This is a genomic window from Nonomuraea sp. NPDC003727 (assembly GCF_053586935.1).
Genome location: NZ_JBSFNE010000018.1, coordinates 1 through 13,236, shown reverse-complemented (window position 1 = coordinate 13,236; position 13,236 = coordinate 1). Strand labels below are relative to the sequence as shown.

The 13,236-nt window shown below is 69.7% G+C and carries 14 protein-coding genes; 6 read left to right on the top strand and 8 right to left on the bottom strand.

All coding sequences use genetic code 11. The annotated features are described in order from the left end of the window. Positions 1 to 763: 763 nt before the first annotated feature. On the top strand, positions 764 to 2,422 hold the full coding sequence (locus tag ACWDLG_RS35540) for a DUF6119 family protein (protein WP_449928552.1): 1,659 nt from the start codon (positions 764 to 766) through the stop codon (positions 2,420 to 2,422). Here ACWDLG_RS35540 and ACWDLG_RS35535 read toward each other — a convergent pair. After that, a complete protein-coding gene (locus ACWDLG_RS35535) occupies positions 2,403 to 2,828 on the bottom strand; it encodes a hypothetical protein (protein ID WP_449928550.1) in 426 nt (141 codons plus the stop codon). The genes ACWDLG_RS35540 and ACWDLG_RS35535 overlap by 20 nt on opposite strands. Positions 2,829 to 3,017: 189 nt before the next feature. Further along, positions 3,018 to 3,155 (bottom strand): hypothetical protein, encoded by a 138-nt coding sequence (locus ACWDLG_RS35530; protein ID WP_449928548.1) that lies wholly within the window; start codon positions 3,153 to 3,155, stop codon positions 3,018 to 3,020. A gap of 131 nt (positions 3,156 to 3,286) precedes the next feature. Here ACWDLG_RS35530 and ACWDLG_RS35525 point away from each other — a divergent pair, with 131 nt between their 5' ends. The 4 genes from ACWDLG_RS35525 to ACWDLG_RS35510 all read left to right on the top strand — a co-directional run bounded on the left by ACWDLG_RS35525 (position 3,287) and on the right by ACWDLG_RS35510 (position 6,572). After that, positions 3,287 to 4,117: a S1 family peptidase gene (locus ACWDLG_RS35525; RefSeq protein WP_449928546.1), complete on the top strand. Its 831-nt coding sequence runs from the start codon at positions 3,287 to 3,289 to the stop codon at positions 4,115 to 4,117. A 159-nt stretch (positions 4,118 to 4,276) separates the two neighbouring features. Further along, positions 4,277 to 5,245, top strand: a complete 969-nt coding sequence (locus tag ACWDLG_RS35520) for an AraC-like ligand-binding domain-containing protein (protein ID WP_449928544.1) — start codon at positions 4,277 to 4,279, stop codon at positions 5,243 to 5,245. A gap of 108 nt (positions 5,246 to 5,353) precedes the next feature. Beyond that, entirely contained in the window at positions 5,354 to 5,749 is a 396-nt protein-coding gene (locus ACWDLG_RS35515; protein ID WP_449928542.1) for a VOC family protein, read from the top strand. 1 nt (position 5,750) lies between these two features. Next, entirely contained in the window at positions 5,751 to 6,572 is an 822-nt protein-coding gene (locus ACWDLG_RS35510; protein ID WP_449928540.1) for an alpha/beta fold hydrolase, read from the top strand. A gap of 504 nt (positions 6,573 to 7,076) precedes the next feature. Here ACWDLG_RS35510 and ACWDLG_RS35505 read toward each other — a convergent pair. Next, positions 7,077 to 8,228, bottom strand: a complete 1,152-nt coding sequence (locus tag ACWDLG_RS35505; protein WP_449928538.1) for an epoxide hydrolase family protein — start codon at positions 8,226 to 8,228, stop codon at positions 7,077 to 7,079. Between the two features lie 63 nt (positions 8,229 to 8,291). Here ACWDLG_RS35505 and ACWDLG_RS35500 point away from each other — a divergent pair, with 63 nt between their 5' ends. Then, positions 8,292 to 9,269: a helix-turn-helix transcriptional regulator gene (locus tag ACWDLG_RS35500; RefSeq protein ID WP_449928536.1), complete on the top strand. Its 978-nt coding sequence runs from the start codon at positions 8,292 to 8,294 to the stop codon at positions 9,267 to 9,269. Between the two features lie 224 nt (positions 9,270 to 9,493). On the opposite strand, the gene ACWDLG_RS35495 is transcribed toward ACWDLG_RS35500, so the two are convergent. The 5 genes from ACWDLG_RS35495 to ACWDLG_RS35475 form a co-directional block, all read right to left on the bottom strand. Then, the gene (locus ACWDLG_RS35495; protein ID WP_449928534.1) at positions 9,494 to 9,601 is read right to left on the bottom strand and encodes an STAS domain-containing protein; all 108 of its coding nucleotides are present in this window, start codon (positions 9,599 to 9,601) and stop codon (positions 9,494 to 9,496) included. Positions 9,602 to 9,902: 301 nt separating this feature from the next. Next, positions 9,903 to 10,808 (bottom strand): DnaJ C-terminal domain-containing protein, encoded by a 906-nt coding sequence (locus ACWDLG_RS35490; RefSeq protein WP_449928532.1) that lies wholly within the window; start codon positions 10,806 to 10,808, stop codon positions 9,903 to 9,905. Positions 10,809 to 11,035: 227 nt separating this feature from the next. Further along, on the bottom strand, positions 11,036 to 11,470 hold the full coding sequence (locus ACWDLG_RS35485) for an Hsp20/alpha crystallin family protein (protein ID WP_449928530.1): 435 nt from the start codon (positions 11,468 to 11,470) through the stop codon (positions 11,036 to 11,038). 109 nt (positions 11,471 to 11,579) lie between these two features. Further along, the gene (locus ACWDLG_RS35480; protein WP_449928528.1) at positions 11,580 to 11,948 is read right to left on the bottom strand and encodes a MerR family transcriptional regulator; all 369 of its coding nucleotides are present in this window, start codon (positions 11,946 to 11,948) and stop codon (positions 11,580 to 11,582) included. Between the two features lie 538 nt (positions 11,949 to 12,486). Then, positions 12,487 to 12,660 carry a hypothetical protein gene (locus tag ACWDLG_RS35475; RefSeq protein ID WP_449928526.1) on the bottom strand — a complete coding sequence of 58 codons (174 nt, stop codon included), beginning with the start codon at positions 12,658 to 12,660 and terminating at the stop codon, positions 12,487 to 12,489. Between the last annotated feature and the right edge of the window lie 576 nt (positions 12,661 to 13,236).

The window sequence follows — 13,236 nt, the reverse complement described above, 5'->3', positions numbered from 1 at the left end:
CCTTCTTGCCGAACGCGAAGGGGACGTCGTCCTCGACGACGACGGTTCGGGCGAGGCAGCCGACATCGTGGAACTGGCCTTGGAGAGGGACTTCCTCGTTGTTCGGCTTGCCCACTGCAAAGTACGCTCACGATCCTCAGCCAGGCGCCCGCCTCGAGGACCTGTACGGGGTGTGCGGACAGGTCATGAAGAGTGCACGCTGGAATGAGGACCCGATGCGCCTCTTCCGCCACCTCGAGCGACGCGGGACATCGCGCCACCGTCCTCCGAGGCCGCGCATGACGTCTCCCGAAGCGCAGGCGGATGAACATCTCGATCGTGCAACTCACGCCCTCACAGCCCTGCCGACGTCCGGGATCCAGCAGAGCCGGGCCCGGACTTTGGGCCTCCTTGCGTTGAGATCGGCGATCTGAGGGCGGCATGCAATTTTCCACCGCGAGTAAACCGTCCGCCCAGAAGGCGAGTCATCTAAGAGAGCGACTAGCGCGGCAGCGCCTCAGTTGGCACGCGAGACAAATTGCGCCCCTGCAGGCTCATCGTTCAAAACGCATATCACTGATCAGTGGTAAAGACTCCAGCCGAGGCATTTCAGGGCTATGCGCTGTCCGGATGGAGTCATCTCTCACATTTCGCCGGAAACAGGTGGCGGATCATCGCACTATTGCCGGAACGGCCGTTCCCGTCCTGCGCTTGAGACGACGGCCTTCCCAGGATCCCGAGGCCGAGGTCGCGGGATCGACTTCCCCCGAAGGTGTGATGCTTCATGCCCCCTGTACGTCCCCGCACCCGTACCCGGCTCGTGACGCTGCACCGTCTGCCGCGAGTGCACGCTGACAACCTGCTGGACGCGGTCGATCTGGACTTCGCAGACGAGATCGACGCCGACCTGCGCGTCCCTCCCGCCATGGACGTCCCCGCGCTCTGGGTCGACGGCTGCCACGATCCAGACGAGCCCGCCGACTGGTGCGCAGACGCCGCCCTCCTCACCGGCCTGCGCATCGGGCACATCGAACGGAGATCCGGCGGCCTGCTCATCCTGGCAGTCGACGAGGTCTGCTACGCCATCTGTTTCGGCGCGCACGGTCGGCAACTCCTGCTCGATGAGCACAAGGACCCGCGTTTCGGCCTGCAGTTCGCGGTGCGTGCCGTCGACCCCTACCGCGTGCATGGGCTGGCCCGTCGCTTCCCTGCCGCGCGTGGTCGCTCCGACCTCACCTTCGTCCCGGCGGGGCTGCCCATCTTCAGCTTCGGTGTCGAGCCTGCCGAGATCGTTCGTCGCCTCGGCGGAGTTCTGGAGCGGGTCAACCTGACGTTCTCCCGCGATGGCGGCGGACGGAATGTCCGCGTGGAGGGCTCCTCCGGGCTGCGGCTCCGCCTCGCCCTCGCTCCCGACGACCTCGTGGCCGACATCCGCGCCATCGCCGACGTGTGTGCTCGCGGACTTCCCCACGACCTGCTGGAGTTCGTCGACAACCTTCGGCCCGTCAGCGACACCAAGACCAGCGAGCAACTCGGCGCCGCGCTGGAGGACATGCTGTCGGCAGAGGACGATCGCCACCTGGCACCTGCCGTTCCCTCGAGCTGCCTCACCCAGCTGGGTGACACGAACTCGTACGCGGTCAAGATCTCCGGCACACGGATCCGCGTCCATGATCACCTGGGTTTGGAGGAGATCCTCGAGCCCTTGCGGCGCCATCCGGCTGGCAGTCGGGTCCCAGCACTCCGCAAGGGAAGGATCCAAGCATGCGCCTCGGGCGACGGTAAGGAGCCCCTGGGCGGCGCGATGGCGCTCAAGTGGCTGGAGGCCGACTGTGCGATCGGATCTCGGCGCTTCCATCTGCTGGACGGGCACTGGTACGAGATCGGCGCCGCCTACCTCGACGGGATCCGCACGCACGTCACGCGGGTCGTGTCAGCCGCGCCTTCGCTCGACCTTCCCGCCTGGCGGACCGGGTGGAAGGAGGAGGACTACAACAGCAACGTGCCCAAGCTGCGCGACGGCTACGTCTGCCTGGACCGCAAGGGCGTCCGCAACCCCCTCAACCGAACCAATGCAATCGAGATCTGCGACCTGCTCGGCCCCGATGACGAGCTCATTCACGTCAAGAAGGCGTCTGGCTCTTCCCCGTTGAGCCACCTCTTCTACCAGGCACTGGTCTCGACGCAGTCCCTGACAGCCTCCCACGAGGTACGGGAGCAGTTCGCCTCACTGGTCGCGAAGCACTCTCCGAAACGGAACGTTCCATTGGACTTCCAGCCCAAGAAGGTCGTTCTGGCCGTGCTGCTCAAGAACGGGGAGAGAATCACCGCCGACACGCTCTTCCCGTTCTCCCAGATCACGCTCGCGCACACGGCCATCACCCTCCAGGAGCAGCACCGTATCGATCTGGAGGTCATCGCGATCACCGGCGGCTCCTCATGAAGCTGCCTGCCGTCCGCCGAAGTGTCCGAGCTACAGGCGCCCTCGCTGCACTCGGAGCAGGGGCGTGGGTGATCATCATAAGCTCACGTCGCGTGACCGCTCGGATGATCGAGCGCCGCACGACCCGCCGCATGATGGCCGGACGGGGAAGATCCAGCCAGATCGCCGTGTCCGCGCGCTGCCACAGCAGATCCCCCAGAGCAGCGTGATACTGGTCGTCGGTCACCCAACGCGGCCCGGCAGAGAACGCCTCCACGTCGGACCCGAAATCCGGCCACCGCACCCAGCCCGGCCCATGATGAAGAGCGTCGAGCTCGAACCGGGGCAGCTTCAGCGCGGTCGCCAGCGCCACGGCCAGCGTCGTCTTTCCCGATCCTGAGATACCCGAGATCAACACCCTGTCCATGCCACTTCCCGTCGCCTGTAACCCGCACGCCACCCGACAGCGTTCCGCTCGCCGGCCGAACCACGCCCACCGCGTGGCCTCGGGCGTGGCGAGGACGATGCGCCGCGACGGGAGCCCGACGGGATGCCGCGGACCAGGTATACGCGCCGCCCGCCCCAGCCCGGACGAGCCGACAGGCGAGCCGGCCGGTCAAAGAGGCTTCCGGAGAGGACAGGACCCTGGCGGCCGGCACAGGCCCTCGCACCCGGCTTCACGAAGATCCCGCGATCGAAGATACCCGCTCAGGAAACCGGCGGCGAACGCGTCCCCCGCCGCCTCGGTCTGCACGAGCCGTGATGTCCGCCCTGGTCAGGTGGGGTTACCCCTACCCCATGTTGGCGTGCTGACGTGATCCCCCAGGAAAAGACGGACATCTAGCTTTATAACGTCTCAATCTTCCACTGAAGGGTTTCTCCCCCGTGATTGGCAAGAAGTCGTTCCACCGCGCCATGTCCCGTTCCGCCGTCGTCGCCCTGGCCGGCGCGGCCTGCCTCGCGGCGACGGCCGGCAGCGCCGGAGCGATCATCAACGGCACCAAGCCCACCGAGTCCTACGGCTTCATGGCCTCCATCCCCATCACGGCGCCCGCCCTGGGCCTCAAGGACGGCAACTGCGGTGCGGCCCTGATCAACCCCCAGTGGGTGGTCACCGCGGCGCACTGCGTCGACATGGAGATCGGCTCGATCGTGAAGGGCACCGTCCGCATCGGCAGCGACCAGCGCAAGTCCGGCGGCACCGTCCGCAGGATCGCCCAAGCGATCACCCACCCCCGCTACGCCCAGGGCACGGACAAGGCGCCGTACAACACCGCCGACCTCGCGCTGATCCGCCTGGACAAGCCCGTCTCCGTCAAGCCCGTCCCGATCGCCCGGCAGGCCGGCAAGCCCGGCACCCCCACCCGCATCATCGGCTTCGGCATCACCACGTTCAGCAAGAACCCGAACGAGTGGAAGATGGCCAAGAAGCTGCGCCAGCTGGAGACCCGCCGCGGCGCGATCTCCGAATGCGGACCCGGCTACGCCTCCGACACCCGCCTGTGCACCATCAGCCGCACGCCCAAGGCCATGGCCTGCAACGGCGACTCCGGCGGCCCGCAGATCCAGCGCGGCCACGGCGGTCGCTGGGAGCTCATCGGCGTCACCTCCGGCCCCGGCGCCCCGAGCCCCTCCTGCGCCGAAGGCCCCGGCCTGTACACCAACGTGAGCGCCTACACCGACTGGATCAACCAGACAATCCGCGCAAACAGCTGACCCGCTGCCCGGGCCGCCGCGCACCCGGCGCCTGCGAGCAGGCCGGCGGCGTCGGCGACGGCGGCCTCCAGGTCAGCCAGAACGGCGGGTTGTCTGGATCATGGCCTTTCGATCGATCGTGGTCGCGCTCTATGATCTTCCGGAATGGCGGGAGGTGGGTTGGCCGTTCTGATCCGGGCAAGCGATGTGCCCGCCGCGCAGCGGGTGGATGCCTGGTTGAGCGTCGTGTGCGACATCCTCGGGCCGCTGGACGTGCGGATGGATCGAAACGTCGCCCTGCAGGGGCAGATCGAGGCGGCCCAACTCGGTCCGGTCGGCATCGGAAGGGTCCAGACCACGACGCCGCACCGCGTTCTGCGGACGCCAGGCTTGATCCGGAAGGAGAGCCCGGAGCTCTACCGGGTGGTGATGCCCGTATCCGGGACCATCCTGGTCGAACAGGACGGCCGCGCGGCGCGGTTGGGGGCGGGGGACCTTGCCATCTACGATTTCTCCCGGCCTTATGAGCTGGTCTACGACACGACGGTGGAGCTGGCCGTCTTCAGCTTCACGCGCGAGATGCTGGCCGTGCCCGCGGATCCGGTCGCTCGGCTGACCGCCGTCGCGATCTCTGGAAGCGGCGGCACGGCGGCGTTGGCGGCGCCGCTGCTGGCTCGGGTGGCCCGCGACGTGGAGACCTACCAGCCGGCCAGCGCGGCCCGGCTGTCCACGGTGGTGATGGACCTGCTGGCCGCCACCGTCGCCGAGCAGGTGTCCCAGCTCGCGGCGCTCGAGCCGGAGACCCGCGAACAGGTGCTGCTGCGGCGCGTCCACACCTTCATCGAGCAGCACCTGGGCGACGCCGGCCTCGGTCCCGCGACGGTCGCGGCGGCGCACCACGTCTCGCTGCGGTACCTGCACCGCCTGTTCGCGTCGCAGGACACCACGCTCGCGGCGTGGATCCGGCACCGCAGGCTCGAACGCTGCCGCCGCGACCTGGCCGATCCGGCCAATGCCGGCCAGCCGGTCAGCAGCATCGCGGCCCGCTGGGGACTACCCGACCCGGCACATTTCAGCCGATTGTTCCGGCAGGCGTACGGGATGCCGCCGGTCGAGTACCGCCGAGCGAGCCTGACGCCGAGCGGCTGAGGCCCGGCACGGATCGTCAAGCGGCCGGCACGCGGCTACAAGCCGGGCGATCGGCCGATCAGCACACTGGAGGCCACAAGGAGACCCCGGAAGAAAGAGAGACCGACAATGTCCGGTCCCGCCCTGTTCGTGAACCTGGCCGTCAAGGACCTCCACCGCTCCAAGGCCTTCTACACCGCGCTCGGCTTCGAGCACTTCGGCATGGCCGACGACATGGCGTCCGTGATCATCAGCGAGCGCACCCAGGTCATGCTGTTGGCCGAGCCGACCTTCGCGGGCTACGCCAGAAACGAGGTCGCTGACCCGGCCAAGACCACCCAGGCAATCCTGGTCCTCGGCCTCGACGACCAAGGGCAGGTGGACGAGCTGATCGGCAAGGCCGTGGCCGCAGGAGCCGAGGAGCTCGGCGAGCCCGTCACCGCGGGCGGGCGCTACCAGCGTCACTTCGCCGACCCCGACGGCCACCACTGGTCCGCGCTGTGCATCGCCGCGCCGAGCAACTGACGTGACGACCCCCACCATGGTCACCGGGACCGCGACGTCGGCCGACGGCACGAGCATCGTGTTCGACCGCCTCGGCTCGGGACCGGTGGTCGTCCTCGTCCATGGCGCGGTCACCGACCGGTCCCACCCAACGCTCGCCGAGGTCGCCCGAGCCCTCTCGCCCTGGTTCACGGTGGTCAACTACGACCGCCGTGGCCGCGGCGGCAGCGGGGACACCCGCCCCTACGCCGTCCAGCGAGAGATCGAGGACCTTGCCGCCGTCATCACGGCGACGGGCGGCAGCGCCATGGTCTTCGGCGGGTCCTCCGGCGCCGCACTGGCGCTGGAGGCCGCGGCCCGACTGCCCGCGATCACCTGCCTGGCCCTGTGGGAGCCGCCGTACCACGTCGACCCGACCGCTCCCTACCTGCCGGACGACTTCGCCTCGCGCCTCACCGCCCTGATCGAGGCGGGACGGCCGGGCGACGCGGTCGAGCTGTTCATGGTCCAGGCCGCAGAGGTCCCCGCCGACGCGGTCGCCGCCATGCGGACCCATCCCACCTGGCCGCACCTCGAAGCCATCGCCCGCACCCTCGCCTACGAGGCCGAGATCATGCGGCCAGGAAACCGCCTCCCCACCATCGCCGCCACGCTCACCCAGCCCACACTCGTCCTCGACGGCGGTGACAGCCCCGCATGGATGCGCAACGCCGGAACCGCCGTGGCCCGCACCATCCCCGCCGCCTGCCACCGGCTCCTCCCGAACCAGTCCCACGACGTGGCCGCCCACGCCCTGGCCCCCGAACTCCTCGAATTCTTCGCCAGACAGCAACGACGTCCCTGATCCCGAAACCCCAGCGCCGAAGAACTGCTCGCGCGGACCCGCCGAGCGCCGGTCCCTCCCGCGCAACCCCGCCGGCTTCCCTGACCCCACAGCCTCCCGCCACTCCCGCTCCCTCACGCGCGGGTGCGCGTGAGGGAGGACCATCCGGAAGGTCAGTGCCACCCTGGGAACCTCGTGGAGGGCAGGGCCGCGCGTGTCAGGACAGGGTCGGTACGGTACCGCATTCGGCGCGTTCGACCGTGACCCCGGGCAGGCCGCGGACCCACCCACCGGTGACCTCGGCGAGCCGGGCCGCATCCGGCGGCGTGCGGCCCAGGCCGATGGCGTACCGTGCCGACCTGGGCCCCGCCTCGAACGGGCGGGGGCGGCGCGGGGATCATGGGGCGTTCCTCGGGCGTGTGGTCGCAAGAGCGCCGAGGCCGTAACTCCTGACCTGCACGTCAAGGTCAACCTCCTCGAAGCTGGCCGCCACGCGCGGGGCACTCGCGGACCCCTGCTGTCCGGTTAGCCCAGGCTCCGGAAGAACGCCCGGAGGTCGGCGATCATCAGGTCGGGGGTCTCCAGGGCCGCGAAGTGGCCGCCCCGCTCGAACTCCGACCAGCGCACCACGTTGTGCGCCTGGTCGGCCAGCGGGCGGACCGAGAAGTCCGTGGGGAACACCGCGACCGCGGTCGCCACCGTCCCGCGCTCCTTCGGCGCCCACATGGTGAAGTCGTTGAACCGCTCGTAGTAGGTGTGAGCCGCCGAGCCTGCGGTGCCGGTGAACCAGTAGATGCTCACGTCGGTGAGGATCCGGTCCCGGTCCACCGCGTCCTCGGGGAGCTCAGCGGCCGGGTCCGTCCAGTCCTTGAACTTCTCCACGATCCAGGCGAGCTGACCGGCGGGGGAGTCGTGCAGCGCGGCCGCAACCGTTTGCGGGCGCGTGCCCTGGACCTGCATGTACGCGCCCAGCTTCTCCTGCCACTCCTTCATCCCGGCCAGCCGCCCACGCTCGGCCTCGGTCAGCGAGCCCATGATCGCCGGATCGCCGTTGGGGAACGTGAGCAGGCCGTTGACGTGCACGCCGATGACACTGTCCGGCGCGGCGCGTCCTACCAGCGGAGCGATGAACGCGCTGACGTCGCCGCCCTGCACGCCGTACCGGTCGTAGCCGAGCCTGGACATCAGCTCCGCCAGCGCCGCGGCGGTGCGGCCGTCCGTCCAGCCGGTGCCGGGCAGCGGGCCGGAGAAGCCGTACCCCGGCAGCGACGGAATCACCAGGTGGAAGGCGTCGGCGGCCTCGCCGCCGTGGGCCACGGGGTCGGTGAGCGGGCCGATGAGGTCGAGGAACTCGACGATCGAGCCGGGCCAGCCGTGCAGCAGCAGGAGCGGGGTGGCGTCGGGCTCGGGGGAGCGTACGTGCAGGAAGTGCACCTGCGCGCCGTCCACGGTGGTGGTGAACTGCGGGTACGCGTTGAGCGCCGCCTCCTGGGCGTGCCAGTCGAAGCCGTCGGCCCAGTAGGTGGCGAGCTCCCGCAGGTAGCCGGTCGGCACGCCGCGCTCCCATCCGGTGCCGGGCAGCTCGGGGGCCCAGCGGGTACGGCGCAGCCGCTCGTGCAGGTCGTCGCGGTCGGCCTGCGGGATCTCGACGCGGTAGGGCTGGATCTCGTTCGTCATGTCCGTCACGGTATTGGCGATTGGTGTCAGGTTTGGGCACCAATCGTGGCCACAATGGTGCCCATGTTGGAAACCTCCGCGCGGCTGCTGCGCCTGCTGTCGCTCCTGCAGGCGCGTACGGACTGGACCGGTGCCGAACTCGCCGACCGGCTGGAGGTCGGCCTGCGCACCGTGCGGCGCGACGTCGAACGGCTGCGCGAGCTGGGCTATCCGGTGGACGCCACTCCGGGTGTGGCCGGCGGATACCGGCTCGGGGTGGGGGCCGCGTTGCCGCCGCTGCTGCTCGACGACGAGGAGGCCGTGGCGGTGGCGATCAGCCTGCGTACGGCCGCGACGGGCAGCGTCGCCGGCCTGGAGGAGGGTGCGGTGCGGGCGCTGGCCAAGCTCCAGCAGCTCCTGCCCTCCCGGCTGCGGCACCGGGTGGAGGCGTTCCGCGCGGCGACCGTGGCGCTGCCCGGGGCGGCCGATCCGGAGGTCAGCGCCGATCTGCTGGCCGCGATCGCCACCGCGTGCCGCGACCGGCGCCGGGTGCGGCTGCGCTACCGGGGGCGCGACCGCGTCACCGCGCGCGAGGTCGAGCCGCACCGGCTGGTGCACACCCCGCGCCGGTGGTACCTGGTGGCGTGGGACGTGGCCAAGGACGACTGGCGTACCTTCCGGGTCGACCGGATCGAGGAGCCGCTCGGGCCACCGGGGGCGCGCTTCACGCCGCGCATGCCGCCCGAGGAGGACGCGGCCGCCTACGTCTCGCACGCCATCACCTCGGCGCCGTACACGTACCAGGCCCGCGTCCTCTTCCACGCCCCGCTGGAGGAGGTGGCGCCGCGCACGTCGCCCGGCGCTGGACGGCTGGAGGCCGTGGACGCGCGCACCTGCCTGTTCACCGCCGGCTCGAACTCGCTGCGTGAGCTGGCGGTGCACGTGGCGGTGAAGGGGTTCGACTTCGAGGTGCTGGATCCGCCGGAGCTGGTCCCGGTGCTGCGCGAGGTCTGCGACCGCCTCGACCGGGCCGCGACCATGTCGAACCCGGGTTCCGGCTGAAGGAGGTTCCGGTAGCAACGGCGGAAAATCGAGACGCCCTCACATCAGGGCAGGTCAGGGGTACATCCGTTAGATTTTCCGCGATTACTACCGGGACCCCGGGCACGGCGACCAGGGTTTTCGGACTATTCGGGCCCCTCTATGCGCGGGCGCGCGTGGCGCCCCGGCCCGGCCGCTGAGCGGCGAGAAGTTGACGGTGGTCGGCGACAAGTTCTGTCAGTAGCTCACCGTAGTTGAGGATGCTCTCGTCGGTAGGGCAGGATCTGCTGCTTGATCGCCATCAGTACGCGCAGCCCCGAGCAGTCCATGAACGACACCTGGCTCAGGTCCACCACCAGCGCGGGAGCCGTCCGGTGCTGGGCATTAGCACCGCCTGCAGAAGGTCAGCGGTCGCCATGTCGAGCTCCCCGAGCGGGCGGACGACAACACGGTGGCCCTCGTCTTTGCACGTCACCGTCAGACACCCCATCGCAACCCCCACTGATCTCTATGCCCCGAATTGTCGCGAACCGTTACATTTGCCATCAGGTGGCCACAGTCGACGGCGCCGTGCCCTCCCGGCTGGGCAAACCCCTGGCAGGCACACCGCCAACGGTCCCTACTTGGCTAGAGGGGGCAGCTGCGGTGCGGCGGTCACGGCTGCCTTCTCGGGTCGAATCCGGTTCTGGCCGCCAGCTGCTGGAACAGGCGGCGCTCGTCCTCGCTGAGCGGGTTGGGGACCACGATCCGGGCCTCGGCGTACAGGTCGCCGGGGGCTGCCTGGGGGTTGGGCAGGCCACGGCCGCGGAGCCGGAGACGGTGCCCGCTCGAGGTGCCCGGCGGCACCTTGATCATTTCTGGGCCGGCCGGGGTGTCCACCGGCACGACGGCTCCCAGCGCGGCCTCCCACGGAGCCAGACGAAGCTCAACGTGGATGTCGCGCCCCTGCACCCGGTACTTCGGGTGGTCGGCGACGCGCACCACGAGGAAGAGATCGCCGTCCGGCGCTCCCGCCCTGCCGCGCCCGCCCTGCCCCGCGATTCGGAGGCGCTGGCCTCCGATGAACCCGGGAGGAACCACGATCTCCATCCGGTGGCGATCGTCGAGGGTGAGGACACGGCGGGCGCCGTGGTAGGCCTCCTCGACGGTGATCTCAAGCTCGGCCTCCTGATGGGCGCCTGCGGCGGGGGCCCATCCCTGGTACGGGCGGTGGCCGAACATGTCGCCGAACAGGTCGTCGAAACCGGGAGCCGTCGTCCAGACCGGGGCGGGCCCCGGCGTCGGCGCTCCTCGCCGGACCCGTACGTGCGGCCGCATGTCGGGGTCCCAGCCCGCTGAAGCCGGCTGGAAGTTCTGTCCGGCCGCGTCGTAGCGCCTGCGCGCCGCCGGGTCCCCCAGGACGCGGTAGGCCTCGGAGATCTCTTTGAAGCGCTCCTCGGCGCCGGGCTCGCGATTGACGTCAGGGTGGTAGAGGCGTGCCAGTCTGCGATAGGCACGCTGAATCTCCTCCTGGCCGGCAGTCCTGGTGACCCCCAGCGCCTGGTAGAAGTCCTTCGCCATCGCCCGATCCCTTGGTTCACTGCGTGAAAGCTCGGGAAGGCCGGCCGTCTCGGGTCAGTCCGGCTCGGCGTTCCACGGTTCCTGCCAGGGTTCCGTACCGCGTGCTGGACCTGGAGAAGGTCGGCGACCTGGCGAGCGCGGCAGCGTGGACGATCGGCCTCCGGGCCGGGGGCGGGCCACGGGACCATGCGCGGCGGTGCCGCGCCATGGCCCGTCCCCGGAGCGGGTCATGCGTTGATGGCTTTGCTGTCGCCGCGGCTGATCTCCACCTTGCGCGGCTTGGCCTTCTCCATCACGGGGATGCGCACGGTCAGCACCCCGTTGGTGTAGTCGGCGTCGATCCTGTCGCTGTCGAGGTGCTCGGACAGGTAGACGCGGCGGGTGAAGGCTCCCATCACCCGTTCGCGGACGAAGACGCGCTCGTCCTGGCCGAGCTCCTCCTCGCGGCGGGCGCTGACCGAGAGCACCCCGCGGTCGACGGTGACCTCGATGGAGTCGGGGTCGATGCCGGGCAGATCGAACCGCAGCACCACGTCGTCGGCGCGGCGGATTCCGTCCATCGGCATGATGGCGCCGGCGCCCTCGGCGGCGGCCTGGCGGGTCAGCCGGTCGAACTGACGCTCGAACTCCTGCACGAACGGGTCGATCGACGTCAGCAGCATCGTGCTCACCTCCGAAGATCCCCCCGGGGCCGACGGCACCCGGGGATGCCTGCTCTGCCACAGAGGAAAACCTCTAAGAGAGATTGTAGATAATCTTAGTGCCCAATTGTCAAATCCCCTGCGGGTGACCCTCCACGGGGTCCGATGCGACTGCTTCGGCCGCGGCCGCCTCCAGGCCGCGCGCCAGATCCTGGAGCCGGCCGATGTGGGCGCGGGCCACCGCCAGCTCGTCCTCCAGTGACAGGATCCGCAAGGTGGAGGCCAGGGAGTGGCCCTGGTCGAACAGCTCTCGGATGCGCATCACGAACACGAGCTGGCGGCGACTGTAGCGGCGGTGCCCGCCAGCCGAGCGGTCCGGCCGTACCGCCCCGGCGGAGTCCAGCCCCCGCAGGAACGCCTGCTGCACGCCGAGCACCTGGGCAGCCTGGCCGGTGGTGTAGGCGGGGTAGTCCAGATCGTCGAGCCGTTCAACCGACATGATCACTTCCTGGTACGGCGGCCACTCGCCAGGGTGTGCGAAGAAGGAGCTTGACAGATTCTTGCGGCGTTGGCTATAGAAAAAGTGTATCGGTCGATGACCTGGCAGCGCTATCAGAGGTTTCCGGGGAGGGATCGACGTGCAGGACCTGGCCACGCGGTGCGTGGACGGTGAGTTCGCGGAGCTGATCTGCGCCGACGATCAGTGGCTGCGCGAAACGTTCGACGCTTTGATCGCGGCAAGCTATGGGCCGCCACCTGCCGGTCCCTGGCCGCCTGCCCCTCCTCGGACGCCGCCGACCGGGCCGCGGCCCCGGCGGCTTCACGTATGGCGCGACGATCGGATGCCGGAAGGCGTCGAGGTGGCGAAGGCGTCAGGCATCCGGCTCGGCCGCTCACCGCCCACCTCCACACCCAGCAGGCCGAACACGCAGCCGAACGGATCGCAGACCGGCGCGAGACCATGCGGCTGCGCGGCGTACCGCTACCCAGCCTCCCGCCGGAACTCATCCACCTCGACTACCGCCCCTGACACCCGCCTACAAGGCGCGTTCCTGCCGGCGGCGCCGGATCTCGTCCATGCTGGACGTCGGCAGGCTGCCCGTCTCCGCCGCCTGGTGGATGCTGTCGCGGTCAGGGTCGGGGTCGAGTATCGCGCGGCCCCACCAGGCGTTCAGCACGTTGTCCAGTTCGGGGCCCTGCTCGGCGCTCATCAGTTCGGCGAAGAACTGAGCACGGCGGGCGCCGCTCAGCGCGTCCGAGATCCCGCCGATCGTTCGCGGGACCCTCGGCTGGCCAGCCGTTTCAACAAGTCGGACGCTCCACCGATACCACCTCTCATCGCCTGCTTGCAGGCTATGGCAGCGGCGCAGCCCGCAAGGCCGGAAGCGCGCGACGGCCCACTTCACAGCCAGGAGGGCGGCCCGAAAGTCGGCTCGTCGACAGGCCGTATCGCGGCCGCCTGATGTATCAGCCACACACCGAAACGATCGCCGCCGCTGTGGAAGTAGACGAGGACCTCCCAGCCTCGCGGGCCGAGCAGTCACCTTCTTGAACCGGGTGACGTGGTCGCCGACCGCGTATTGCAGCATCGGCCGCGGCACGCGATGCCACCGCGAGCACATGCCAGGCGCGAGAATCACCCCGCCATCGTACAAGCGTTCGATATATGCCGGTTTGGGCTCGTGGCCAACACCAGACGTAAGGTGATCAAATTACGGTGGCGACCGATCCACCCGGGCGCCGGCCGGAAGATAGGCGCGACCATGGGACGCTCCCCCAGGCGCGAT

Coding starts and splice junctions, on each gene's coding strand:
- ACWDLG_RS35540 (WP_449928552.1), top strand. CDS start 764: ATGCCCCCTGTACGTCCCCGCACCCGTACCCGGCTCGTGACGCTGCAC.
- ACWDLG_RS35535 (WP_449928550.1), bottom strand. CDS start 2,828: ATGGACAGGGTGTTGATCTCGGGTATCTCAGGATCGGGAAAGACGACG.
- ACWDLG_RS35515 (WP_449928542.1), top strand. CDS start 5,354: ATGTCCGGTCCCGCCCTGTTCGTGAACCTGGCCGTCAAGGACCTCCAC.
- ACWDLG_RS35505 (WP_449928538.1), bottom strand. CDS start 8,228: ATGACGAACGAGATCCAGCCCTACCGCGTCGAGATCCCGCAGGCCGAC.
- ACWDLG_RS35500 (WP_449928536.1), top strand. CDS start 8,292: ATGTTGGAAACCTCCGCGCGGCTGCTGCGCCTGCTGTCGCTCCTGCAG.
- ACWDLG_RS35490 (WP_449928532.1), bottom strand. CDS start 10,808: ATGGCGAAGGACTTCTACCAGGCGCTGGGGGTCACCAGGACTGCCGGC.
- ACWDLG_RS35485 (WP_449928530.1), bottom strand. CDS start 11,470: ATGCTGCTGACGTCGATCGACCCGTTCGTGCAGGAGTTCGAGCGTCAG.
- ACWDLG_RS35480 (WP_449928528.1), bottom strand. CDS start 11,948: ATGTCGGTTGAACGGCTCGACGATCTGGACTACCCCGCCTACACCACC.
- ACWDLG_RS35475 (WP_449928526.1), bottom strand. CDS start 12,660: ATGAGCGCCGAGCAGGGCCCCGAACTGGACAACGTGCTGAACGCCTGG.